General features: G+C 52.1%; 23 protein-coding genes and 2 pseudogenes. 14 read left to right on the top strand and 11 right to left on the bottom strand.

Features of this window, described 5'->3' with window-relative positions:
- Positions 1-94 precede the first annotated feature (94 nt).
- From PSSD_RS11540 to PSSD_RS11530, 3 genes are read left to right on the top strand one after another with little or no spacing between them, the layout of a single operon-like run.
- The gene (locus PSSD_RS11540; protein ID WP_058972336.1) at positions 95-1,177 is read left to right on the top strand and encodes a LuxE/PaaK family acyltransferase; all 1,083 of its coding nucleotides are present in this window, start codon (positions 95-97) and stop codon (positions 1,175-1,177) included.
- On the top strand, positions 1,174-2,625 hold the full coding sequence (locus PSSD_RS11535) for an acyl-CoA reductase (protein WP_058972335.1): 1,452 nt from the start codon (positions 1,174-1,176) through the stop codon (positions 2,623-2,625). The genes PSSD_RS11540 and PSSD_RS11535 overlap by 4 nt, the downstream gene beginning before the upstream one ends.
- 26 nt (positions 2,626-2,651) lie before the next feature.
- Positions 2,652-3,419: a 3-oxoacyl-ACP reductase gene (locus PSSD_RS11530; protein WP_039326907.1), complete on the top strand. Its 768-nt coding sequence runs from the start codon at positions 2,652-2,654 to the stop codon at positions 3,417-3,419.
- A gap of 38 nt (positions 3,420-3,457) precedes the next feature.
- On the opposite strand, the gene ppk2 is transcribed toward PSSD_RS11530, so the two are convergent.
- The 4 genes from ppk2 to PSSD_RS11510 form a co-directional block, all read right to left on the bottom strand.
- Complete coding sequence (gene ppk2 / locus PSSD_RS11525; RefSeq protein WP_058972334.1) at positions 3,458-4,366, bottom strand: polyphosphate kinase 2; 909 nt, start codon at positions 4,364-4,366, stop codon at positions 3,458-3,460.
- Between the two features lie 25 nt (positions 4,367-4,391).
- On the bottom strand, positions 4,392-6,011 hold the full coding sequence (locus tag PSSD_RS11520; RefSeq protein WP_058972333.1) for an inorganic phosphate transporter: 1,620 nt from the start codon (positions 6,009-6,011) through the stop codon (positions 4,392-4,394).
- Positions 6,012-6,291: 280 nt separating this feature from the next.
- A complete protein-coding gene (locus tag PSSD_RS11515) occupies positions 6,292-6,543 on the bottom strand; it encodes a hypothetical protein (RefSeq protein ID WP_058972332.1) in 252 nt (83 codons plus the stop codon).
- Between the two features lie 172 nt (positions 6,544-6,715).
- Positions 6,716-7,735 carry a LacI family DNA-binding transcriptional regulator gene (locus tag PSSD_RS11510; RefSeq protein WP_039326920.1) on the bottom strand — a complete coding sequence of 340 codons (1,020 nt, stop codon included), beginning with the start codon at positions 7,733-7,735 and terminating at the stop codon, positions 6,716-6,718.
- A 420-nt stretch (positions 7,736-8,155) separates the two neighbouring features.
- Here PSSD_RS11510 and PSSD_RS11505 point away from each other — a divergent pair, with 420 nt between their 5' ends.
- From PSSD_RS11505 to PSSD_RS11495, 3 genes and pseudogenes are all read left to right on the top strand, one after another.
- Positions 8,156-8,875 carry a gluconate 2-dehydrogenase subunit 3 family protein gene (locus PSSD_RS11505; RefSeq protein WP_058972331.1) on the top strand — a complete coding sequence of 240 codons (720 nt, stop codon included), beginning with the start codon at positions 8,156-8,158 and terminating at the stop codon, positions 8,873-8,875.
- Positions 8,876-8,904: 29 nt separating this feature from the next.
- Positions 8,905-10,676 (top strand): annotated as a pseudogene (locus tag PSSD_RS11500) (GMC family oxidoreductase).
- A gap of 1 nt (position 10,677) precedes the next feature.
- The gene (locus PSSD_RS11495; RefSeq protein ID WP_058972330.1) at positions 10,678-11,988 is read left to right on the top strand and encodes a c-type cytochrome; all 1,311 of its coding nucleotides are present in this window, start codon (positions 10,678-10,680) and stop codon (positions 11,986-11,988) included.
- 422 nt (positions 11,989-12,410) lie between these two features.
- Here the strand turns inward: PSSD_RS11495 and PSSD_RS11490 are convergent, their stop codons facing one another.
- Positions 12,411-12,614: a con-10 family general stress protein gene (locus PSSD_RS11490; protein ID WP_034822638.1), complete on the bottom strand. Its 204-nt coding sequence runs from the start codon at positions 12,612-12,614 to the stop codon at positions 12,411-12,413.
- 339 nt (positions 12,615-12,953) lie between these two features.
- On the opposite strand from PSSD_RS11490, the gene PSSD_RS11485 reads away from it, so the two are divergent.
- Positions 12,954-13,223 carry a hypothetical protein gene (locus tag PSSD_RS11485; protein WP_039337490.1) on the top strand — a complete coding sequence of 90 codons (270 nt, stop codon included), beginning with the start codon at positions 12,954-12,956 and terminating at the stop codon, positions 13,221-13,223.
- Between the two features lie 658 nt (positions 13,224-13,881).
- Positions 13,882-14,289 (top strand): hypothetical protein, encoded by a 408-nt coding sequence (locus PSSD_RS11480; protein WP_058972329.1) that lies wholly within the window; start codon positions 13,882-13,884, stop codon positions 14,287-14,289.
- A 1-nt stretch (position 14,290) separates the two neighbouring features.
- On the opposite strand, the gene PSSD_RS11475 is transcribed toward PSSD_RS11480, so the two are convergent.
- Entirely contained in the window at positions 14,291-15,256 is a 966-nt protein-coding gene (locus PSSD_RS11475; RefSeq protein WP_058972328.1) for a PDR/VanB family oxidoreductase, read from the bottom strand.
- 11 nt (positions 15,257-15,267) lie between these two features.
- Positions 15,268-16,299, bottom strand: coding sequence for a molybdenum cofactor-independent xanthine hydroxylase subunit HpxD (hpxD, locus tag PSSD_RS11470; protein ID WP_058972327.1), 1,032 nt, complete (start codon positions 16,297-16,299; stop codon positions 15,268-15,270).
- 139 nt (positions 16,300-16,438) lie between these two features.
- Here hpxD and PSSD_RS11465 point away from each other — a divergent pair.
- Positions 16,439-17,345: pseudogene (locus PSSD_RS11465) on the top strand (LysR family transcriptional regulator).
- Here the strand turns inward: PSSD_RS11465 and msrA are convergent.
- The 4 genes from msrA to PSSD_RS26560 all read right to left on the bottom strand — a co-directional run bounded on the left by msrA (position 17,342) and on the right by PSSD_RS26560 (position 19,377).
- Complete coding sequence (gene msrA, locus PSSD_RS11460; protein WP_039337215.1) at positions 17,342-17,875, bottom strand: peptide-methionine (S)-S-oxide reductase MsrA; 534 nt, start codon at positions 17,873-17,875, stop codon at positions 17,342-17,344. The pseudogene PSSD_RS11465 and the gene msrA sit on opposite strands and share 4 nt — an antisense overlap.
- 91 nt (positions 17,876-17,966) lie before the next feature.
- Positions 17,967-18,749 carry a type I methionyl aminopeptidase gene (gene map / locus PSSD_RS11455; protein WP_058972326.1) on the bottom strand — a complete coding sequence of 261 codons (783 nt, stop codon included), beginning with the start codon at positions 18,747-18,749 and terminating at the stop codon, positions 17,967-17,969.
- Complete coding sequence (locus tag PSSD_RS11450) at positions 18,746-18,991, bottom strand: ParD-like family protein (RefSeq protein WP_039337220.1); 246 nt, start codon at positions 18,989-18,991, stop codon at positions 18,746-18,748. The genes map and PSSD_RS11450 overlap by 4 nt, the downstream gene beginning before the upstream one ends.
- Before the next feature lie 200 nt (positions 18,992-19,191).
- A complete protein-coding gene (locus PSSD_RS26560; protein WP_072016973.1) occupies positions 19,192-19,377 on the bottom strand; it encodes a con-10 family general stress protein in 186 nt (61 codons plus the stop codon).
- Between the two features lie 203 nt (positions 19,378-19,580).
- Between PSSD_RS26560 and PSSD_RS11440 the strand changes: the two genes are divergently transcribed.
- From PSSD_RS11440 to PSSD_RS11420, 5 genes are all read left to right on the top strand, one after another.
- The gene (locus PSSD_RS11440) at positions 19,581-20,180 is read left to right on the top strand and encodes a helix-turn-helix transcriptional regulator (RefSeq protein ID WP_058972325.1); all 600 of its coding nucleotides are present in this window, start codon (positions 19,581-19,583) and stop codon (positions 20,178-20,180) included.
- A 170-nt stretch (positions 20,181-20,350) separates the two neighbouring features.
- Positions 20,351-21,052, top strand: coding sequence for a response regulator (locus PSSD_RS11435; RefSeq protein WP_058972324.1), 702 nt, complete (start codon positions 20,351-20,353; stop codon positions 21,050-21,052).
- A gap of 115 nt (positions 21,053-21,167) precedes the next feature.
- On the top strand, positions 21,168-21,890 hold the full coding sequence (locus PSSD_RS11430) for a YoaK family protein (protein WP_039337230.1): 723 nt from the start codon (positions 21,168-21,170) through the stop codon (positions 21,888-21,890).
- A gap of 206 nt (positions 21,891-22,096) precedes the next feature.
- Positions 22,097-23,965 carry a PTS beta-glucoside transporter subunit IIABC gene (gene bglF / locus PSSD_RS11425; RefSeq protein ID WP_058972323.1) on the top strand — a complete coding sequence of 623 codons (1,869 nt, stop codon included), beginning with the start codon at positions 22,097-22,099 and terminating at the stop codon, positions 23,963-23,965.
- A gap of 15 nt (positions 23,966-23,980) precedes the next feature.
- Positions 23,981-24,967, top strand: a 987-nt coding sequence (locus PSSD_RS11420) for a glycoside hydrolase family 1 protein (protein ID WP_058972322.1), incomplete at its 3' end; no start/stop codon positions are given.

The raw sequence follows: 24,967 nt of genomic DNA, 5'->3' as shown, positions 1-24,967 counted from the left end.
GCCCTGATTCCATCTTTGTGCTTTGTAGCGGACAGAACATCCTCACCAGGCTTTGCCTGATAGAGGCCTCGCACAATCACAGTAGGTGGAATCCATGACCGAAGCTGCACTTATCGATGCGCTACTGACCTTTCTGTCTCGTCAGGACACCAGCGATGACGATTTCAACCGTCTGGCACTCGCTATCTTTGCTTATCAGTTTGAGCACAATCCACCTTACCGCCGCTTTGCCATTCAGCGTGGACGTACACCATTCACGGTAAAACACTGGCGCGCCATCCCCGCTATCCCAATCACGGCTTTTAAAAATCTCACGCTGAGTTGCCATGCCACGGATGACGTGGAGGCGATATTTATGACCAGTGGCACCACTGGCACGGTGAAAGGGCGCAGTTATCATCCCACGCTGGATGTATGGAAATGCTCCATGACGCTCAATTTCCGCCAGCGATTTATGGCAGGCCGGGAACGTATCCGCATGGGCGTCTTATTCCCCGATAGCAGCGCATTGCCGAACTCCTCACTGGCGCATTACCTGACGCTGGCAAAACACACCTTCGGCACACCCGACAGTGCAGTGATGTTGAATGACAGTGGCATTGACTGGGCGCGTTTGTTTGCCGCACTCGATCAGGCCGAGATCTGCGGTGAGCCTTATGCTCTGCTGGGGGCCAGCTACAGCTTTGTGCATCTGATGGATGAGTTGCAACGTCAGGGGCGCTGTTTTTCCTTGCCCGAGGGCAGCCGGATACTCGACACCGGCGGATTTAAAGGGCAGTCACGCGAGGTCGAAGCCGACGATTTTTACAACGCGCTGAACAAAGCGTTGGGCGTACCGCGTGAACAGTGCATCAACATGTATGGCATGACTGAACTCAGCAGCCAGTTTTATGACAACGGCAATGTTGAATGCCCGTCGATAAAATCAGGCCCGCACTGGATCCGTACGCGGGTGGTCAATCCCCTTACGGGTGAGGATGTGCCCGAGGGTGAAATCGGCGTGCTGGTGCATCACGATCTGGCCCATTTCAATTCGGTGTCGGCTCTACTGACCGAAGACGCAGGCGTTGCCGTAGCAGGCGGTTTCCAGTTACTGGGAAGGGTGACTGGCGCGGATGCAAAAGGGTGCTCACTGGCGATGGCCGAATTTCTCGCAGCCACGCAAGGTGCCCTGTGAAAGAGATCGCGGGTTACCTGCCGAGCGGCTTCACATCGTCCGAGGTGCAGTGGCATACACTGAGCTTCACCCATCATGGTAAACAGCTGGATGTCGCCGTGCCGGAGCTTAACGCGGCGCAAATCGAGAAGTTGAGCGGCCATATCCGCCGCCATGCGCGTGACTATCTGAGCACGCTTAGTGTGACCAGGATTGTCGCCATCGTGGATGAAGCGATTTCGCGTCTGCTGGACCGCAACCATTCACTGCGTAGCAAAGCGGAAGCGTTACTGCCCATCGTCACCGGTTTTGATGCCGAGATGATCCGCACCGGGCTGACTGGCTATCTCAAAACCTTTCGCCAGCCACAGTTGAAACGGTTCCTGGCGGAGGACTTTACTGACCCGCACATACTGGATGATTTCCAGCCGCGCCCCAACGGTGGCTTTGCGCGCGCGTTTGGACCTGAATTATTGCTGCATATCTGGGCAGGTAATGTGCCGGGGTTGCCGCTGTGGAGTTTGATTTGCGGTTTGCTGGTCAAAGCGGGCACGGTCGGCAAGCTGCCCGGCGCAGAACCGATGATGGCGGGATGGTTTGCCCAACTGCTGGCCGACATCGACCCGCAACTGGGTGAGTGCCTGGCGGTGGTGTGGTGGAAGGGCGGCGACAGCACGGCAGAAGCAGCGTGGTTCCAGCAGCCCGATATGGTAATGGCTTACGGCGGCAATCCAACGCTTAGAGCGATTCAGCAGCAGCTTCCGGTCACCACCCGTTTTCTGCCGCACGGCCACAAAATCAGCATTGGCTTGGTGGCGCGGTCGGCGCTGGATGTGCGGCAGGGCACGGAACTGGCGCGCCGCGCCGCATTCGACATGATGCGCTATGACCAGGCCGGATGTTATTCACCGCAAATGCTGTTTGTGGAGCGCGGTGGACGTGTCTCACCGCAGGAGTTTGCTGCTTATCTCGCCCATGAGTTGCAGGTTCTGGCACGTAAATATCCACGTCGAATACTTTCGCAGGCTGAGGCCCATCACTTCGCCACTTGGCGCAGCACCGAAGAGATCCGCGCATTGCAGGGCGATCGCACCTTGTATGGCGAAGCAACCGATAGCTGGGCTGTGGTGTGTGTGGATGTAGGTGAAGCGCTCTCACCCACGGCGCTTGGGCGAACGTTGAAAGTGATTGCCGTGGATGACATTGAAGACGCGATTCCACTGATTGCCCGGCAAAAAATCTATTTGCAGACGGCTGCAGTGGCGGCTGAACCGGATGCACTGTTTCGCTTGTCTTCGCGACTGGGGAAAGTGGGCGTAACGCGTATCACCGCCTTTGGTGCAATGACGTCGCCCGCGGCAGGCTGGCACCACGATGGGCGCTTTAGCCTGCTGGATCTTGTCACCATGACCGAAATTGAACACGCAGCGGAACAGGCGGCAGAAAAATTCGCGCCTTACGCTGACTGAAGGTGTTTTTCTACAGGAGGTAATCTATGAAATTTGCTGATCGCACGGTTTTGGTCACGGGCGCCAGCCGAGGCATTGGTGCGGCGATCGCCAAAGCCTTTGCCGCTGAGGGCGCGCTGGTGGTGGTGAATTACCTACACAGTGAGGAGGCCGCAGCCGAAGTGGTAAAAAGCTGTGAAGCCTTGGGCGGTGCGGCTGTGGCGATCCGTGCGGATGTGACGTCACCTGAGCAGGTGGCGGCGATGATGGAGAAAATCGTCAATACCACGGGGCGTCTGGATGCGGTGATCAATAATGCGTTTGCTCCTTATGTGTTTGATACCGACAATCGCCAGCGCTTTTGGGAAACCTCATGGCAGGGCTACCAGAGCCAGTTTGAGGGTGCAGTCGGGGCGGCCTATAACGTCTGCCAGGCCGCATTGCCACTTATGCGTGCGCGGGCACGCGGCAGCATCGTCAACCTGTCGAGCGATCTGGTTGCCCGTCCTTCGGTGCCGTACCACGACTATGTGACAGCCAAATCCGCCTTGATCGGGTTCAGCCGTTCGTTGGCCGCAGAGTTGGGGCCGCTCGGCATTCGCGTCAACTGTGTCGCACCGGGTTTGGTATATCCGACCGATGCCAGCCGCGCGACGCGGGAAGAGGTACGCGATTTTATCACCGCCCAAACGCCACTGCGCCGTATTGCCGAACCGGGTGATGTCGCCGGTCCGGTGCTGTTTTTAGCCTCGGACTGGAGCGAGTTTGTCACCGGGCAGACATTGTATGTAGATGGCGGGTTGGTGATGGGGTGAGGCTGGCGTAGGGCGACCGTATGGTCGCCTTGCTGAGATCAGTAACTCTCCGGCACCATCATGCTCTCCGGAACCGGATGGCGCGCATAATCGGCATGATGAATACGAGAAGGCAGCGAAATGTGTTCGCCTTCGGCCGCTTCATACGGCACCTGCTGCAATAGGTGGCGGATGCAGTTCAGACGGGCTTTTTTCTTATCCACACCTTTTACCACCCACCAGCGCGCTTCCTCAATGTTAGTACGCTCCAGCATCATCTCTTTGGCGGCGGTGTAATCCTCCCAGCGACGACGACTCTCCAGATCCATCGGACTCAGTTTCCACTGTTTTAATGGATCGTGAATACGGCTGAGGAAGCGCATCTCCTGCTCCTCATCCGTAATTGAAATCCAGTATTTGACGATTTGAATACCGCTGCGCACCAGCATGCGCTCAAATTCTGGCGCGCTGTGATAGAACTCTTCTACTTCGCTCTCGCTGCAAAACCCCATCACCTTTTCCACACCCGCACGGTTGTACCAGCTGCGATCGAACAGCACGATTTCACCGGCCGACGGCAAGTGCGACACGTAACGCTGAAAATACCATTGCGTTTTCTCTCGTTCGTTCGGGGCGGGAAGGGCGGCCACACGGCAGTAGCGCGGGTTGAGGCGCTGCATAATGCGCTTGATCACCCCACCTTTGCCAGCCGCATCACGGCCTTCAAAAATCACCACTAAACGATGCCCCGTACGGATGACCCAGTTTTGCAGTTTCACCAGTTCACCCTGCAAATGCAGTAGCTCGGTAAAATAGCGGCGTCGCCAGGCCATCTCTTGCGGATCATTATTAGCCGCAAGGCCAAACTCCATTAACTCCAGCTCCAGTGACTCTTCGTAGCTGTCGTAGCACTCCTGTAAAAAACGCGCGTCAATATTATCGTTATGGTTTATTTCGTGTGCAGACATTGTCATATCCCTGTCAAAATGCGCGTTACAGTGAAGTCATTATCCAATAGAGCGCGGCAGAGAGCAGCGCGGCGGCAGGCAGTGTGAGCACCCAAGCCAGCACCATATTGCGCAGTGTGCCGAACTGTAATCCGCTGCGATTCGCCGCCATGGTGCCCGCGATGCCAGAAGAGAGTACGTGGGTCGTTGATACCGGCAATCCAAACGCATCAGCTGCGCCAATAGTGCCCATCGCCACCATCTGAGCACTGATGCCCTGCGCATAGTTGAGTTGGCTTTTGCCAATCTTCTCTCCAAGCGTCGTGACAATACGACGCCAGCCCACCATAGTGCCCAGTCCCAGAGCGATCGCCACGGCGACTTTCACCCAGGTCGGGATAAATTGCGTGGCACCATTCAGGGTGTTTTTCAGCGCCTGAAGGTTTTGCTGTGTTGCGACGGGTAAAACCAGGGTGTGATCGGCTTGCAGATGCTTGATGGTTTCGGCCGCCAGATACATCTGATTACGCACCTCGGGTTTCTGCTCTGCAGGAATAGACTGCAATGCGCCATAGTGTTTTAGCGTCGTGCCAATATTCCCGCTGACCTGTGCCAGTGCAGCAATCACCTTGGCATCACGCTCTCTGGTGCGCAGGAAGGTGGTCAACACCTCTTCAGGTTGAGCCGGAGCGGCGACCGATGTGTATTGCATTAACTGTGCCTGGCTGTTTTCCGCGAGGGTAATAAGCTGCGGAATATCAGATGGAGGCAGAGTACGATTTAGCGAGTAGGTGACGGGCAGGGCAGCTACCAGAATCAGCATCATCAATCCCATGCCTTTCTGACCATCGTTTGAACCATGTGCAAAGGAGACGCCGGTGCAGGAGAGCACCATCAGTCCACGGATCCACATCGGCGGTGCGCCTTCTTGCTGACTGGTGCTATACAGCGCTGGTTTTTTTACCATGCGCTTCATTAGAACCAGTAGCAGAGCAGCACAGACGAAGCCGACAATCGGGGAAAGAATCAAGGCATTGCCAATATTCATCGCCTGGCTCCAGTTCACTCCACTCAATGCGCTGCGTCCGTGCATCACCGCATTCGCGATGCCTACCCCAATAATTGAGCCGATCAAGGTATGTGAAGAGGAGGCGGGCAGACCTAACCACCATGTGGCGAGGTTCCAGATAATCGCGGAGAACAATAGCGCGTAGATCATCACAAAGCTTTCACTGCTGCCGGACTGCATAACCAGTTCAATCGGCAATAGCGAGATAATGCCGAAGGCCACCGCACCAGAGGAGCATAAAACGCCGAGGAAATTGAAAATTCCTGACCACACTACCGCGACCGTCGGCGAGAGAGAGCGGGTATAAATCACCGTGGCAACAGCATTAGCCGTATCGTGGAAACCATTGACGAACTCAAAACCCAGTGCCGCCAGCAGGGCAAAACCCAGCAGAATTAAAGGCAGCGAACGGCTGGAGTCAGCCCCGGTTTGTTGAATATCACCAAGGAGTTGGCTGGCGGCAAACAACACGCCAGCCAGCAATACCATGCCAAAAAGCAAAAGCGGCTTTTTACTGTTTTTGGTATGGACAGGGAGAGCTGAAGACAAGGGGGTAGCGGCAACATGTAAAGCTTGAGGCGTAACGTAATCGCTCATTAGTGAAAATTTCCTATAGATCGCTAAAGCAGCATAAGCACAACGCTTTGTGCGGCTAACATATAGAAAATTTATGAAAGTTTTATGACAGTAATGTCAAAAAATAGTCATATAAATGAAACTTAAAAACTTGTGATTTTTGTTTTAGTTGTTATTTATCATGATATTATGTTGTTTTTCATTATTCTGAATGGTGATGGCTCAAGTTTTATTTCTGACATTAATTTGTCACATTCAAGGCGGATTGATTACTTTGAATTATATTTTCGCCAGGGAATTATTAGCGCCCTTTTAACTCTTCCAGTAACCACGCTTTGCTAATAGGGCCTAGGCTCACCTTTTGGATCATTGCGCTCTCCGCGTAGTTCAGCAGCCATTCACCCATTTCAGCCATCCCGGCCTCGTAAGAGCCATGGACCTCAATGAACTTCTCCGACAGGACCAGCAACTCCATGCGTAGCGCGTTGCTGCGCGTCATAAATTCCATGTAGCCTTCGCGGTCGGTTTCATAATCGGGGATCTTTGAAAGCACGTTTGCATCCTCTGCACGCCATTAAGAGCATCAGTGTAAACCGCCAGAGGACCCTGTGTGCAGAATAATTATGCGTATTGAATGAATATCTGAACATGACCTTCATTCCCGGCTGATAACAACACGCCAATCTTGAAAGCTGGTTATCTTTGTTCGCGTTAAGGCTTCAGCATCAATCCAGATTTTCTGCAGTCACAATGCGCAGTTCCACGCGCCCGTCTTGATACAGATCGGGAATAAACCCCTGTTCGAGATAGCGAATGAGCAGATCGGTCGCTAGCACAGCATGTTGACGTGCATTCTGATCTAATGTGTAGGAGAGCGCGCCAGTTTGCAGAAGTTGCCGGGTCACATCATACAGTTCGTGTGTGATATAACAGCAGCGCCCGGTTAACTGATGCTGATGCAATACGGCACTGATATCGCTGTTATTATCGCCTGAATTATATAATCCCACGACATTATCGGATTGATGTAATGCCTGATTGAGCAGAGCGCGTATTTTATGCCGCTCATCTTCACCGGCCAACACTTCGCGTAAACGCAGCCAAGGGGCACGTTGCGTAATGGCATCACGGAAGCCAGAAATACGTTGAATATGGGCACTAAAATCAAAACGGCCACTAACCATGATGACGTCGCCTGCATTTGGCATGGTTTGGCTCATTAATAAACCGGCGGTGCGCCCCGCCTGATACTGATTTATTCCAACATGACAGAATCGATGAGAATCGGCTAAGTCGGAAACCAGCGAAATCACAGGAACACCTCTATCCTTGCAATACGCCAATGCTTCATGAATAACCGGATAGTCATGACCATAAACAATAATACCGTCCCGCAATTCACTGCTTTTTTTTATCTTTTCGGCGAGTTTATCGGGTGGGTTTTCGCTCACCAGAGTACGGAATAATTTAATTTTCCGGTAGCCAAGACGGTCGGCGATGTTGGCAAACTCATCCGCCAGTTGTTGAAAAAACCAGGTGCCATTACTGCTGAGGAACACCTCGATTTGCCATGGGTGCTGGGTGTCATCGGGCAATAAACGCTGTAAGCCTGCCTGCCGTGCTGCGCGCAACACCTTGCGCACCGTCTCAGGACGAACACCGCCACGCTCATTCAGCACGCGATCCACTGTGGCAATCCCTACCCCGGCCAGTTCAGCAACCTTTATCAGGGTGAGTTTTTTCATTTTAAGTCAGTGCCCCAGCAAGATGTCTAATATTTAAACCACACTCAGTGCGTTTCGCATCACAGTATGGCGTTTGCGTGTGCCGTATTATGCGTAACTGCTCGTCGCTGGCAAGATGTTAATTGTTGCGAGGCGAAACGATACTCTACCGCTTCTGAATGGATGGATGATGAAAATAAATGATGGGAAACCATCAATAAAAACCTTTTAAAGCGCAGGGGGAGTCATTACTCTTTGCTGCGTTGTTAAGATTTAATTAATTCCGTGATTTGAATGTAAAAACTTACCTCGTTGTTAATCTAATAAAAGCCCACTGGGCAACGTCCTAATTAATCCATTAATCCTTATTGATATGGCTCAATGCCAGGCACAAATACGTCTGATATTTGGCCCGGTTTGCAATGTGAAAGCAGGGAAAATATGAAACGCAGAGAATTCCTCACCTCCATGACCGCATTGGGCGTGGCTTCCTCGATCCCGACGCTGACTAAGGCTGAAGAGGTCAATGGCGGTCAGCCTTGGGAACCCGGCAAAGTCCAGACGCCACCCGCACCACCCCGCAAAGGCGGCCTGCAATATCTTACTCAACATGAATTCGACACCGTTGGTGCTATTGCCGAACGTTTTATTCCGGCCGATGAAACCAGCCTCAGTGGCAAAGAGGCCGGCTGTGCCATCTTTATCGACCGTCAGCTAGCCGGTGATTACGGCAATGCGGTCGCTATCTATCGTTTGGGTAAGTTTGTCAAAGGTACGCCAGAACAAGGGCCGCAATCTCCGCTGACGCCTGCGCAACGCTATCGCCTTGGCATTGCCGCACTGGACAACGCTATGCAGCAACACTATGGCAAAAACTTTCTGTCGCTGAGTGGCGAACAGCAGGATCAGGTACTGACCGCCATGGAGAACAACAGCCTTAATCTGGGTGAAGAGGTGGAAACCAAGGTGTTCTTTGAATTGCTGCTACAGAACGTGCGTGAAGGTTTCCTTGCTGACCCGATATACGGCGGCAACAAAGACATGACCAGTTGGAAAATGATTGGCTTCCCCGGCGCGCGTTACGATTTCCGTGACCTGCTACCGAAAAAAGGGCAAAAGCTCAACATCATCCCAACCAGCCTGATTGATAACACCCTTTAATTTTTTCGCCTTAGCTGAGCAATAAAAACATGAATAACGTCCGTCCAAAAGCTGATGTCGCCATTGTCGGCCTGGGGTGGTGCGGCTCTTTGATTGCCGAAGAGCTGACGCGCGCCGGTCTGAATGTCGTTGCCATTGAACGTGGCCCGTGGTTTGAAACCGCCACTGATTTTCCGCCGTCGGTCGATACCGATGAACTGCGCTGGGATACGCGTCGCAGCATGCTGCTGCCCCCCGCCGTTGAAACCACCACTTTCCGAAACAACACTACGCAGACCGCTCTCCCTACCCGTGAGTGGAACCTGAATGAGCTGGGTTACAACGTAGGGGGTTCCGGTACGCACTGGGCGGGCATGGCATGGCGTTTCACCCCCTTTGATTTTGAGCCTTACACCCAGACAATAAAGCGTTATGGCAAGCAGCAGATCGCCAAAGGCGTGATCCTGCAGGACTGGGGGGTGACCTATGACGAGCTGGAGCCTTTCTACGACCGCTTCGAGAAAATCGCGGGAGTGTCGGGCAAGGCAGGTAAGTTAAACGGCGAAACCGTGCCTGGCGGCAACCCGTTTGAAGGAAACCGCAGCAGCGAGTATCCCTTACCCGCGCTGGAAAGCATGCGTCTGACAGATATCTTCGCAGAAGGCGCGAAGAAGATAGGCCTCAATCCCTTTATGGTGCCCGCAGGCCAGGCGTCACGCGCTTATGTTAATCCGCTCGGTGTACGCATGGGTCCTTGCACCTATTGCGGTTACTGCCTTTATTACGGCTGCGGTAACTTTTCCAAATCCAGTCCGAACGCCTGCGTCATCCCGGCGTTGATGCAGCGTGAGAATTTCACCGTATTAACGGATTCTGCCGTGGTGCGTGTGAATAAAGCGGAAGATGGTCAAACCGCGACCGGGGTGACCTATCTCGATAAAAACAAAAAGAGTGGGTACAGCCTGCAGATATCGTCATCCTGTCGGCATTCCAGATGCAAAACGTACGACTGTTGCTGCTGTCGAAAATTGGTGTGCCTTACAATCCGGTGACCAAAACGGGGGTAGTGGGACGTGCCTACAGCTTCCAGACCGTCTCTGGCGCAGCGATCCACTTTAAAGATGAGAACCTGAACCAGTACATCGGCGCCGGTGCGCTCTCATCACAGGTTGATGACTGGAATGGCGACAACTTTGACCATACCGGCCTTGGCTTTATCGGTGGTGCAGGCATTCTGGTGGTTGCGCGCGGGGCGCGTCCGATTGGTAACGCAGATGCACTGCCGCCAGGCTCTCCACGTTGGGGTAAAGACTGGAAGAAGGCCTATACCCACGCTTTCCAGAACACCACTTTTATATTCGGCCAGGGCACCAGCTACTCGCACGAAGATTATTACCTCGACCTCGACCCGGAATACAAAGATGACAACGGCAATGCCTTGCTGCGCGTCACCTTTGACTACAACGATAACGACCGCAAATCAGCGAAATTTATCGAAGAGAAAAGCGTCGAGATAGGTAAAGCGATGGGCGCGGAGTTGGTATTAGGCACAAACTCAGCCACCGGCGCGTACTCGCCTTACAACTTTGCCAGCGACCACACCATTGGTGGTGCGGTGATGGGAACCGATCCGAAAACGTCAGTGCTCAACCGCTACCAGCAGTGCTGGGATACCCACAACGTGTTTGTGCTTGGGGCCTCTTCATTCCCCAACAATGCCGGATATAACCCGACCGGCACGATTGGAGCACTGAGCTTGTGGACGGCGAAAGCCATTATTGAGCAATACCTGAAAAATCCAGGTCCGTTGGTAAAGGTGTGAGATGAAAAAGACCAAACTGATTGCGGGCGTGGCGGTGGTGGCTGCGGCTGTCGCAGCGGGTATGCTGTGGGTCAACGGCGATACCTCAGCAGATAACGTCGCCAGCGACAAGATATTGACCAGCCAGCCGCCCACGGCAGCAGATAGTGCCGCTATTGAACGTGGACGCTACGTCGCCATCGCCAGCGACTGTACCGCCTGCCATACCATGCCGGAGAGCAAGTTGCCATTGGCTGGGGGTTATAAGATAAGCACCCCGTTTGGTGGCATTTATGCCAGCAACATTACGCCGGATAGCGAGACCGGGATCGGTAGCTGGACAGAACGTGATTTCTTCCGCGCGGTGCGTCACGGTAAAGGTAAAGAGGGCGAACATCTTTATCCTGCGATGCCATACAACGCTTACGTGAAGCTGACCGATCAGGATATGCATGATCTGTGGATGTATATGCGTTCGGTGAAGCCAGTCCATTATCAGGTGCCGGAAACGAATCTGGGCTTCCCGTATAACATTCGCCTGGCCATGATGGGCTGGAACCTGTTGTTCTTCAAAAACGCTGGATTCCAGATGGATAACAGCCAGTCGGCGCAATGGAACCGCGGTGCGTATCTGGTTGAAGGGCCAGAACACTGTGCTGCCTGCCATACGGCGAAAAACCTGATTGGTGGCGACAGTAGCGATTATCTGCAGGGCGGCAATCTGGGCGAGTGGCATGCGCCTGATATCACGCCAAATCCGCATACCGGCATCGGTAGCTGGTCCGAGCAACAGGTGGTGGACTACCTCAGGCTCGGCAGTAACCACGTTGCCGTTGCGTCAGGACCCATGGCTGAAGCGGTGACCAATTCAACGCAGCACCTGACGGATGATGATCTCAGGGCGATCGCGGTGTATCTGAAACAGGTGCCTGCATCTACCACCACATTGCCTCAGCCACTCTCTCTGGATAATGCGCAGATGAAGATGGGGGAGAACGTCTACTCGGCCAACTGTACCGCCTGTCACAACAGCGACGGTAAAGGGATCCCTAATCTGGCAGCAAGCCTGGCGGGCAATCCTGGGCTGTTAGCCGATGACACCTCTTCTATTATCACCACGGTATTGCAGGGTGGTCGCGGCGCAGTGACGGCCGGTAACCCTACCAGCGGTGCGATGCCGTCCTTCGCCTGGAAGCTCTCTGACGAGCAGGTGGCGGCGGCAGCGACGTATTTACGCAATAGCTGGGGGAACGCAGCTAAACCGGTGAGCGTTGAAGAGGTTGCCAAAGCACGTGCTCAACTGGCACTCCCGGAGCAGATGGCATCACACTGAGTGAGTTAACTGATAAAGGCTGCCATCTCTCTGGAGGTGGCAGCCTTTTTTGTTGGCTGCAGGGGAGTGCTGTTCTGCTGATTTTACTATTGCAGTTTAGTAATTATTTAAACTACCGACACTGTAATTACCTTTAAGGTGTACAGTTTGTTGGTGTCTGTACAAATATGTTGGTTAATTATTGATTGCTTATTTAATCAGGAATTTTAAATAATCATTAATAAATAAAGAGAAAATCATTAATAAGCGAAGCGGTAATTAGTGAGAAATCGATCAAGAAATGATCGATTTTTTGATGGGATCGATGGGAATAACTCTCCTGGCGAAGCTAATCTTGCACTTAAGCGAAGCGCTAATACACGACAGGAGAGTGTTGTGAAGAAGGTTAGCCAGACTAACCCTGTATTATCTCAGATAGCGTGTTATTTACGGCGGCTGATCTTTCCTCCTTTCCTGCCGGCCTCTACGGCACGGTTAGGATCATTTTTAAAATTGCCGCCGCTCACCTGGCCTCCCTTGCGGCCTGCTTCAGCTGCGCGTTCCTTATCCTCGGCGAAGTTCCCTGTGCCCCCACGACGTTGCGTCTTTTTCTCTTCCTCTTCAGGATGCTTGTTAGGGTCCGTCATGCGTTCTCCTCGTTATATTCATACCAACGTAAAGCAAAAATAAATGTAGTGTTGTTTTTACCATAATCAAGCCAGGATTAATCTTAAGTTTTAATATCTCGGGTTTTGTTGTTTAACTATGAGTCAATTAAAGCCTGTTTTTGATGTGCGAGATTAAGATAAATTATTGTTATCTCATTTCATAGTGCTAGTAAAGTAAGTTGTAGGGGAATATAAGCGAAGCGGTAGCTTGTCTGTTATTAATCTTAAAAGTAAAGCAGCTTGAGTTCGCTGGTGTGTTTACTTGTCCTCCATAGGTTAATAGGGGAGCCTACTAAGGCAGTCTTATCGCTTCGCTAAATGGGAGAAATAATTTATGCCATTCAGCAAATGCAGAAGAAGATGTCGAACGTGGTGAACATGAAAGAAGTGTTGTCACAAATTAACCAGGCCAGCACTGAACAGGCTGACGGTATCAGCCAGATTAATACCGCGATCAGCCAAATCGACATCACCACTCAGCAGAATGCCTCTCTGGTCGAGCAGTCGCTGGCAGCTTCGGCCATGTTGAGCGAGCAAGCAGCCAATATGGTGCAAAGCGTCAGCGATTTTACTCTGCGAAACACGTGATCTTGCCGTAATGCTTGTCCGTTAAGCGACTGACGATAACGCCGTCTGGGGCCGCACCGGGGCTGGCGGTCCTCGCGCCGCTACGCGGTGCCTTCACTTCACTCGTCTGCCTTACGGACCGGTGCCGATGGAACATCCATGTTCCAGCGCCACCTTTCGCCCGCGTCCTGCGGGCTCTCCTGGCATACTCGCTCAGCTCAGCGCTGCGAAATGCCAGCCCCGGTGCGGCTCCAGACGGCTCATTAGCTTCAGTGCGACTTGTCAAAAAGGGCACGAAGTCTGAAGCTCTGACGCCTCTGCTGCCCCCTCAGGGTTATCCGCAGCGCTGAGACTTTTACGTTGGGCCAGGAGCCGCACGCGGGGAGGCGTGGGGCAGTTCGCGGCCGACCATGGATGGTCATCCGCGAACGGTCCGTCCGGCACGACGTGGAAGTCGAAGGTACCGCTTTAGCGGCGCGAGGACGGCCCAGAGGGGGCAGTAGTGGCGGCAGAGCCCGCACAGAAAAGAAAGGCCACTTATCAATACGCACCAACATACCTATCCACTTCTCTGCTTGAATGGGTCGCATTATACCCTTGCCGCGATAACTGAAGATCTTGAGTCGATAGCCGATAATGCCTGATGCTGCATGGAGCAGCATAATTAAGGGAAATAATAATGAAAAAGGTGTTGTTAGCTTTAGCCGTTCTAACGTTGGTGGGATGTGCCAGACCTTATGGATCAGCGGATACCATCATTAATCAGCAACTGGTGACACCGGATGCCAGTAAGAAACAAACACCAGTTACCGTCACGCGCTTAAAACAATTTATTGGCAGTGCCAGCGGCGGGACATGCAAATTTGTCGTGAATGTAGATGGTCACGATGTCGCGATGCTGCGTCAAAATCAGTTCGTCACTACCTATCTGGAAAATGGTTTGCACAAATTACGCGTCAGCAATGACTGTTCCGTGATGAGCCTGGGCATGCGCAAATCACTCGACATCATTGCAGATGGCACGCCACAGGAATACGCCACCGAAGTTGGGTTCTGGGGCCAGTATCGCATGTGGCGCACTAAATAAGTCACAAATCGATCACCAGGTTCGCTGACTTACTGCGTGAGCAGCACAATGCAATGTACTGCTCAGCGCCGGATTTTTCGGCGTCAGACTGAACGGTATCGCGGTGATCGATCTCGCCTTCAGTGACACGCGTCAGGCACGCGCCGCACATGCCCATTTCACACGAGAGCGGCACATCGACACCGTTTTCCAGCAGCACACGGGCGATGGTTTGATCAGGGGAAATGATGCATTGCTGCCCGGTACGGGCAATCGTGACAGTGAAACCTTCATCAATAGACATTGATGTGGGAAGCGCTGGCTTAAACGCTTCGGTGTGAATATTCTCACTGCGCCAACCGCGAGCTGTGGCCTGCTGCGAAACCTGCGTCATGAACACTTGCGGACCGCACAAATAGAGATGGGTATCCTCAGCGAACGTCAGCAACTCGGCGGGAAGGTGGTCGCGTGGACTGTGGCCTTCACTGCTGTACCAGATTTCACAAAAACCGTGCGCAAAGGACTTTGATAGCTGCGCCAGAAAGGCTTCATCGCCACGCTGTTTCACATAGTAGTGCAACACAAAGGGCACGCCCGACAGCTCCAGCGCTTCCGCCATGGCATACAACGGCGTGATGCCAATACCGGCGGCCATCAATATCACTTTGCCTGCGGGTTGCAGGGGAAACAGATTGCGGGGTGCCGAGATACTCAGCACCTGCCCCGGCCTCAGCGAGTCATGCACGTAACGCGATCCACCACGTGACTGACGATCGCGCGCAATACAGATTTGATAATGGCTGCGTATGCGGCTTTGACCGGTCAGCGAGTATTGACGAACCAAACCATCACGTAAATGAACATCAATATGTGCACCCGGCTGCCATTCGGGCAGTGGCTGACCATTTTCCGCGACCAGATTGACGCTCAGGTTATGACGACCCTGACGGTAGATACCATCCACTATAACCTTCAATTCTGTTTTCATGGCCGCCTCCACTACACCAGGAAGAATTCACCAAAGCCCATGCGTTTCAGGCCACGACGATAGGCGATGGAACTGCGGTCTGCCGGAATGTGCGCTTCCAGCGCCAGATCCAATGGCAAACGTTCCGGTTTTTGCGTTTCGACCATCAAACGGTCTTCTTCAAACACCTTTAGATTGAAGGCGTGCACGTCTTCCACTGGCACGTGCAGATCGAAATTACGCGCGATGGGGGCAAACATCCGTGTTTTCCGGGCAGATACCGGAGAAGCCGCATTCATGATCACCAACCGTGATTCACCGGGAAAATGGATGGTGAGTGTGGCGGTAAAGGGCAGATGCATTTCAAAATGACGCAACCATTCAAATCCTTCAGGGGCTTGCTGCGGACTGTCGGCGGCAAAGTTGCTCACAGAGCTCCAGTAATCCACGGCAAAACCGGTGTCGGTTTCAACGGGGTTATAAGCCGGCACGACCTGATTATTGGGGTCGGCAAAGGTTTCAGTGTGCACCCACGCAAAATGTGCCACATCCAGGAAACCTTCCACCTGACGGCCAGCGAACCCATCTACTTCAAAACCGGGGCAGTTAATCTGCTGAAAACCGACGTCATCCCAGTGAGGCATACTCGGCAAAGGTGACGGATTATCCGTATCGGGCGCGATGCACACCCAGACCAACCCGAAGCGCTCTTCTACTTGATAACTGATCAAATTGAGCTTGGCAGGAATCGGCTGGCCTGGGCTGGAGGGGATGCGATTGCAACGCCCATCTTCACCAAAGCGCAAGCCGTGATAAGGGCAAACCACGCCCTCTTCATCATGAAAGCCGAGTGTTAATGGAACGCCGCGATGCGGGCAGACGTCCCGCGCAACCACGACTTTGCCATGAATCCGATAGACCACTAATTGTTCGTCCAGCAGGACAGCTTTACCCGGCGCGCCAGTGATATCGCAAGAACGCGCCACAGGGTGCCACTGACGCGCCAGGCGCAGCCAGTCATCGGGCTCGAAGGTACAGTGTGCAGGAGGAGTCGGTGTATGCATGGCGATGTTCCTGTTAGTGGCTCACAAAAGGCGCTGCTGAAAGACTTCATTTTTGTCAGGACATTGTGAATAATTAGTCCTGTACAAATCCATCAGCAAGAATTCACTAAACTGTTGCAAAAATCAGTACAGGTGGCGCATGAGTCCGTTTTCACGTTTTTCAATCTATTTTGCGGAAGTCGCGCGCAGTGGAAGTTTGCGTAAAGCCGCGGAGAAACTGCATGTCTCAGCATCGGCGATTAACCGGCAGATATTGCAGGCCGAGGAAAGCTTTGGCACGCCGCTGTTTGAACGCTTGCCAGAAGGGCTGCGCATGACTACTGCCGGAGAGTTGCTGTACGACGATGTGATGCGCTGGCAGCGGGAATTTCGCGTTACGCGGCAACGCTTCGACGATATTCAGGGTTTAAAACGCGGCAATGTCAGCGCGGGTTTGGTGCAATCACTGACCAAAGGACCGGTAGCAGATGCGATCGGTGACATTGCACGTGAGCACCAGTGGCTCCGGCTTGAACTCACCGTGGATAACAGCCATGCCATTAGTCAATTGATCCGCCAGTCGGCGATCGATTTTGGTCTCATTCTCGACCCGGCGGGACAGAGTGGGTTGGATGTGCTGGCGTTTGCCGAACTGGAGATGGGCATAGTGATGGCACCTTCCCATCCGCTGAGCAAACAAGGTTCGCTGTCACTAAGCCAGCTGAGCACGGAACGTCACATCATTCCCGGTGATTCACTGGTGGTGCGTGAGCGTGTGGCGGCGTTGTACCGAAAACAGGGCATGGCACCGGATAACAGTATCGCCTGCAATGATATTCGGTTGATTCGAAGTTTGGTGGCGCAGGGCACGGGGGTATGCGTGCTGAGTTTGTTGGATGTGATGACGGAAGTACAAGAGAAGCAGCTCTGTTTTGTGCCGCTTAAAAAACAGCGTGATGCGCCCGCTGACGCTGGCACTCTGTACTGCGCCGTCGCGTCAGTTGTCACGGGCGGCGCAGAACGTGATTCAGCGCATCACGCTGGTGATTGATCAGATGGGGCGTTAAGCGTCAGTGGCCTGCTTCGGGAACTTATTACGCAATTTTTGCAGCTTTGCCGGAATGTTCATCATGCAGAAGGCGTTTTCTTGACCCTCTTTTTCCCAGAAATTCTGGTGATAATCTTCCGCCGCATACCACTCTGCCAAGGGTTCCAGGCGCGTCACCAGCGGTTTCCCGAGTTCGGCTGCTGCGCGGGCAATGCCTTGTTCTGCGGCGATGCGCTGCGCATCGCTGGTGGGGAACAAGGAGGAACGATACCGGGAGCGGACGACGCCATCTTTGATATTTTCCTGCGTCGCGTCATGGGTGGCAAAATGGATATCGAGTAAGTCGTCGTAACTGACAATCGCCGGATCAAATTCGATTTTAACCGCTTCCGCATGACCGGTGGTGTCACTGTAAACCTGGTCATAAGTCGGCGAAGGCAGATGGCCACCGATATAACCACTCTCCACGCTTAACACGCCATCAATGGACTGGAAAATCGCTTCGGTACACCAAAAACAGCCGCCGGCAAAAATAGCTTGTTCACGCATAAGCTTGAATCCCTGAACGCAGAAAATAATGGTGCGCATCTTACAAGAACACAGCGGGTAATTGTAGACGCGTCACTGTTAGCAAAGGCTTTTAAATTGCCGCGTAATCGCCTGTTCCCTCTGGCCAGGGGGTTAACAAATCAAACCCCGTTTCGGTGACAGCGACGGTGTGTTCCCACTGTGCAGACAACGAACGATCTTTGGTCACCACCGTCCAGCCATCAGACAGCACGCTTGTGCCCGCTTTGCCTGCGTTAATCATCGGTTCGATGGTGAAAATCATACCGGCTTTCAGTTCGAGGCCGGTGCCCGGTGTACCATGGTGCAGAATTTGTGGTTCATCATGATAAACCTGACCGACACCGTGACCGCAATATTCACGAACCACCGAGAAGCCGGCTTTCTCCGCCACTTGCTGAATGGCGGCACCAATATCACCCAACGTGGCACCGGGTTTCACCACCTTAATGCCCGCCACCATCGATTCGTAGGTGATTTCGACCAGGCGTTTCGCGCGAACGGAGGGCTCACCGACGTAATACATGCGGCTGGTGTCACCGTACCAACCGTCTTTGATAATGGCGACGTCAATATTTACGATGTCGCCTTGCTTCAGTTTTTTATCGCCAGGAATACCATGACACACCACGTGATTCACCGAGGTACAGGTGGTTCGGGTATAGCCGTGATAGCCAATGTTCGCGGGCACGACTTTCAGCTCATTAACGATATAGTCGTGGCAAATGGCGTCCAGTTCATCGGTGGTCACGCCCGGTTTGACGTGAGGGGTGATAATTTCAAGCACTTTTGCTGCGGCCTGTCCGGCGGCACGTGCCAGTTCGATTTCTGCAGCGGTGTGTATTTTGATGCTCATTGCGCGATTCCTTGCGAAGTGTAAGTAGGCTGGTCGAGCAACTGCGCTAAATCAGCGCCGCCGTCGCGTTCGACGCGCATCAGCAGGCGCGTCAACTCATGATGACTCAGATGGGGATAAAGTTCGGCCAGCATACCGATTTTCATCCAGTGTTCAGCCTGCGCATTGATCGAACGGCTCAGCGCGGTGCTGGCAACGCGGAGATTCTCATGCATCAGGTCCGATATTTTAACGATACCCATTATCCAGTCCGTATATGAAACACATATGTTTTGTATATAGGTTACGTGCATTTTTGCATTGTGCAAAGAAAAAATTGGCAGGAACAACCACGCCGAAGACATGGCAAGGTTAATAGCAAACGGGATGACGAGATTGTCAGGGGAGTTTTATTCGTTAAAAGGGAGAAGCCAGTCCCTGGCCGATAACATCCTAAAGCGCTTTATTCAGACTTCGTTGGAGGACGGCGACTTATTTTGCCTCCTTTCCGACCCGCTTCAACGGCGCGTTCAGGATCGTTTCTGAAGTTGCCTCCGCTGGCTTTGCCTCCTGCTTTGCCCGCTTCTCTCGCACGAGCAGGATCGTTAGCAAAATTCCCTGCACCGCCTCTGTAGCTCTGTTGTTTCATAGGAAGACCTCGTATCAATGTTCCAAGAGATTTGAGGACTAGCTAGTCACGCCATAATTTTAGTGTGTTGCTGCCGCTGCGCCAGTGAGCGGCAACGCAATTTTTGATTTGTAAGCTTTATCGTACAAAAAAAACGTTACTCTCCGATTTAAAAAAAACAGTGTTCACGATTTAATGTTTTTTTTACTCTTCTGATAATCATCATGAATATTTTAAATATCGATGCAAACTATTGGGCTTCGCAGGGATTATCAGCATTGCTGAATGACAAGGGGCATCAGTTACTGGCTTGTGTTTCTATTAGTGAAGCGAAGCAGGTGCTCATATATCAGCATGTTGATGCGTTAATTCTTGAACTCAAAACCGAGGTTGATGATGTAGAGGCCACTTATGTCTTCCTGCGTCTGCTACAGGCGTTGTATCCTCATGTTAACGTGGTGATTTTGACAGAAATAACGGATTCAGCATTGCTCAACTTTTTTGCTAACGGCCTGTCTTCTGTCATTATTTTGTCTAAAGCTATTGCTTTGAAAAAGATCATTCAGGGTTTGAACCTGTCAGGTGAGAACAACGGGAATATCCGTTTTAGAGGAGGGGATTCTTCATTGTCACCGCAGGAATTCAATATGTTGAAGTGGTTTTCACAATACAGCAGTCAGCGAGAAATCGCGAAGCGTCTTAATCTTAACAATAAAACCATCAGTCATTATAAACGCTCCATTTCCTTAAAGTTGCATTGCGGTAATAATGTTCAGTTTCATGATTGTTTGATGAAATATGGTTTTAATCGGAATATTTTATAATAATCAATCTTTGGTTATGTTCTGTGCCTTTACTGATTTCCGCTCAGTCAGTGAATCCCTACCTGTTAAAAGGAAAGTGCTGACTCAGAATGTGCGGATACCGCGCTATGCGCGTTGAGCATAAATCAGGATCATTTGCCGTTTAACAGGTCTTTGACGGGGTGAATGTGATGAGCTATCCGGTAGGTGAAAAAATGGCAGTGGTGCTGCTGGATGACCATCCAATGATTCGGTTATCTCTGGAGATGGCAGTCAGTAACCAACATGATATGCAGATCGTAGGGAGTTTTGGCCATAGCCGGGACCTGTTGCACTGGTTGCAGCAGCATCAGGTTGATGTGTTGGTGCTGGATTATATTCTTGGGCACGATGAACTGGATGGTTTATCACTGATTAAAATGATTCTCACGCATCACCCTCATTTAAATATTCTTCTCTACTCCTCTATGGAAAATCTGGCAGTGATACGTGCTGCATTTCAGCGCGGCATAAAAGGCTACCTTTCTAAGAGAGAAGACGCGAAAACCTATTTACAGGCATTGCGTGTGGTGTGTCGTGGTCAGCGCTTTATCCCGGAACACATTGGGATCGAATTAGCCAAAATTCCAATGCGTAAATGCGACGGAACTGTATTAGATATGCCGGCAGCAGAGAAGAATGATCTTTTGATATCACGACTGGATAGCATGCTTTCTCCACGTGAAGCGGAGGTGATTCGTTGCATTCTTGATGGCATGAGAAATAGCGAAATCGCAGAAAAACTCAAGCGCAGCCGCAAGACCATCAGTGGGCACAAACAAGCAGGAATGAAAAAACTGGGTATCAACAGCGATCTGGAATTGTTTAAATATCGCGATGACCTTTTCTTTTGAAAAATCTGCCGCGCACACCGTTAGTCTCATCGAGAAAAAAGCATGTATCCCTGAAGCTTGAGAATTTCCGTTCGCAGGAGGAAAATATCCTCTTTTACCAGGGCCGGGAATTGTCATGCTGATCACTTCTGAGAGCACGCGTACATTTAATACTGATATTCGTCTGGCTTGTACGCTAGCGGCGGTAGCGGGTGCGCTTAATACTGCTGCATTTGAGACGGTGGGTTTTTTCTCCGCCAACATGACCGGCAACGTCTCCTCTCTCTCCGACCATCTGGCAAAAGCAAATTTCCACGTCGGCCTGTTTTTTCTGCTGATCGTGCTGCTGTTTATTGCGGGTTCGTCGGTATCAACGATGATCATTAACTCGGGGCGGAGGCGGAAAATTCAGGGTATTTACGCCATCAATATTCTGCTGGAAGGGGTGGCACTATTAGCACTTGGCGTGGTTGAAAGCTGGTTTCGGTTCAGTGAATCTGGTGTTTTACTGATTTTAAGTCTGAGCTTTCTGATGGGATTGCAAAATGCTGTGGTAACACGCATATCCAATGCACGTGTCCGCACCACCCATGTATCCGGTACGGCAACGGATATTGGCATTGAATTGGCGATGTTGCTGGATGTGTTGCGCCGTAAGGAATCCCCTAAGGACGCACCACTCTATATTGAGCGTCTTAAGCTGCACTTTTTCACCGTGCTGGCCTTTCTCGCCGGTGGTGTGCTCGGTATTTTGCTGCTTCAGGCAATGAGTTATAAGTTCTTAATCGTTATCGGCGTATTACTCACTGCACTGGCGCTATCAGCGTTGCAGCGTGCCGGTTATTTGCTTCACTCCTGAATGAGAGTTGATGTATCTCACATTTTTCAGTGCATTTTTTAGAAAACTCCTTGCTACTTTTTATTGCAGCTAAGCAAGATAGCCAGCGTTAAGGATTGTTACTGTTCGGCAGGCAAAACCTGAGGCGCGCCCTCTCTCGATGTGAGAGGGCGCGCCTCAGGTTTTTTTTTGCATGAAATTCGGGGCGTTTTGCAGGAGAAAGAGTGATGCAGTATCAGGAACTGGCAGATGACATCGTCGCAGGCGTGGGTGGCAAAGAGAATATCCTTAGTGTGATGCACTGTGCGACCCGCTTGCGTTTCAAGTTGAAAGAGAGCCAAAAAGCGCACACGGCGACGCTGAAAAACAATCCCGGCGTGATCATGGTGGTGGAAAGTGGCGGTCAGTATCAAGTGGTGATAGGCAACCAGGTGGCAGAAGTATATCGTGCGCTGATTACGCGCTATGCACTGGATAATCAACCTGATGCCGAAGATGGTGCACCGCAAAACCTGTTTGCCCGCTTTATCGATCTGGTTTCCGGGATTTTTACCCCGTTTATCGGTGTGATGATCGCCACGGGCATCATTAAAGGCCTGCTGGCGCTGGCGTTAGTGTTAGGTGTGATGGAGGTAAGCGGCGGCAGTTACAAAGTGCTGTTTGTCGCCAGTGATGGCCTTTTCTACTTCTTGCCGATTCTACTGGGTTACAGCGCTGGGAAAAAATTCGGCGGCAATCCTTTTGTCAGTATGGCGATTGCCGCGGCGCTGGTGCATCCGCTGATTCTGGAAGCATTGCAACAGCAGCAGGCAGGTCAGCCACTCACTTTTGTTGGCATTCCATTAGAGATCCTCAATTACAGCTCATCGGTGATTCCGATTATTTTCGCCGCATGGGTCTCCAGTCGGGTTGAGCGTTGGGTCCATCCGCGATCACCGAGTGCGGTACGAAACTTCACCACGCCGCTGGTCTGCTTGCTGATCACGGTACCGTTAACCTTCCTCGCCATTGGCCCAGCCGCTACGTGGTTGAGCCGCATGCTGGCAGAAGGCTATTTATGGATTTACAGTCTCAGCCCAATGATGGCTGGCGCGGTAATGGGAGCCATCTGGCAGGTGTGCGTGATTTTTGGTCTGCATTGGGGATTGGTGCCGATCATGCTCAACAACCTGGCCAATTTTGGTCACGACACGCTGTTGCCGTTGTTGATGCCCGCGGTGTTGGGTCAGGCCGGTGCCACGCTGGGCATTTTCCTGCGCACCCGTGAGGTGAAACTCAAAGCAATGGCAGGCTCAGCTTTCACTGCCAGTATTTTCGGCATTACGGAACCCGCCGTTTATGGCGTCACTTTGCCGCGTCGTCGTCCGTTTATTTTTGGCTGTATTGGTGGGGCCTTGGGCGCTGCCATTCTCGGCTTCTGGCACACCACCATTTATTCGTTCGGCTTTCCCAGCATCTTCACCTTTATCCAGGTTGTGCCCGGCAGCGGTATTGACGCTAGCGTACTGGCCGCCTTCGGCGGCGCGGCGGTTGCCTTGTTGTTTGCCTGCCTGACGACCTATCTGTTCGGAATGCAAGACTCGATGCCGACAGTCACCGTCCCGGAACCTACCGTTGTGCCCGCGGCAACGCCACTGACGCGCCGTGAAAGCGTGCTCAGCCCGATAACGGGCGAGGTTATTCCGCTGAACAACGTAAAAGATGAAACCTTCTCCAGCGGCTTACTGGGTAAAGGCGCAGCCATCATTCCACAAGTCGGGCGCGTCGTATCACCAGTAGATGGCGTGGTGTCATCGATGTTTCGAACCGGTCATGCGATTGGTCTGACGTCCGCTCAAGGCGCAGAGGTGCTGATTCACGTTGGGCTCGATACCGTAAAACTCGACGGACAGTATTTTCATCCGCAGGTCAAAAACGATCAGCAGGTGAAAATAGGCGACGTACTGCTGGAGTTCGATATCAAGGCAATCAAAGCCGCGGGATACGATCTCACCACGCCGGTGTTGGTGAGTAACAGTGATGACTTCATTGATGTGTTGACCCTTAACAACCGAGCGGTGAGTGAAGGCTCGCCGTTGCTGGCCGTACTGAAATAACCAAGGAGCAAGAAAATGACTACACGTTTCCCAGACGCATTCTTATGGGGTGGCGCTGTTGCTGCCAATCAGGTTGAAGGTGCCTGGCAGGCGGGCGGCAAAGGGCTGTCGACCTCAGATCTGCAACCTAAAGGGATATTCGGTGCGCGCGTGGAGCGCAGCGGTGATGATTTTGGCATCAAGGACACCGCGATTGATTTTTATCATCGCTTCCCGGAAGACATTAAGCTGTTCGCTGAGATGGGTTTTACCGTGCTACGGACCTCAATCGCCTGGACGCGTATTTTCCCTCAGGGTGATGAAGCTGAGCCGAATGAAGAGGGTCTGGCATTTTACGATCGCCTGTTTGACGAGATGGCGAAATATAACATCACGCCATTAGTGACGCTGTCGCATTACGAAATGCCCTACGGATTGATCAAGCAATACGGTGGCTGGGGCAATCGCATCACTATTGATTGTTTCGAACGCTATGCGCGCGCGGTGTTTACCCGCTTCCAGCATAAAGTGAAGCTGTGGCTCACTTTTAATGAAATCAATATGTCGTTACACGCGCCGTTTACCGGCGTGGGTTTGCCGGAAGAGAGCAAACAGCAAGCTATTTATCAGGCTATTCATCATCAACTAGTGGCGAGTGGACGTGCGGTGAAAGCGTGCCACGAAATCGTCCAGGACGGAAAAATCGGCAACATGCTGCTGGGGGCATTGCTCTACCCATTGAGCTGTCGCCCGGCGGATGTGCTGGAGACGCTGCAACAGAATCGTGAATGGCTGTTCTTTGGCGATGTACAAGTGCGCGGAGCCTATCCGGCCTACATGAAACGCTTTTTTGCCGACCGCGATATTTCGATCACCATCACTGATGCCGATAAACGCGACCTGCAGAACACGGTTGATTACATCTCTTTCAGCTATTACATGACCGGTTGCGTCACGACCAATGAAGAAGAGAACCAGAAAGCGCGTGGCAATATTTTGTCCATGGTGCCCAACCCGCATCTT

This window comes from Type-D symbiont of Plautia stali, assembly GCF_001485335.1.
Lineage (GTDB): Bacteria > Pseudomonadota > Gammaproteobacteria > Enterobacterales > Enterobacteriaceae > Pantoea > Pantoea vagans_C.
This window is presented reverse-complemented; position numbering and strand designations above follow the sequence as displayed.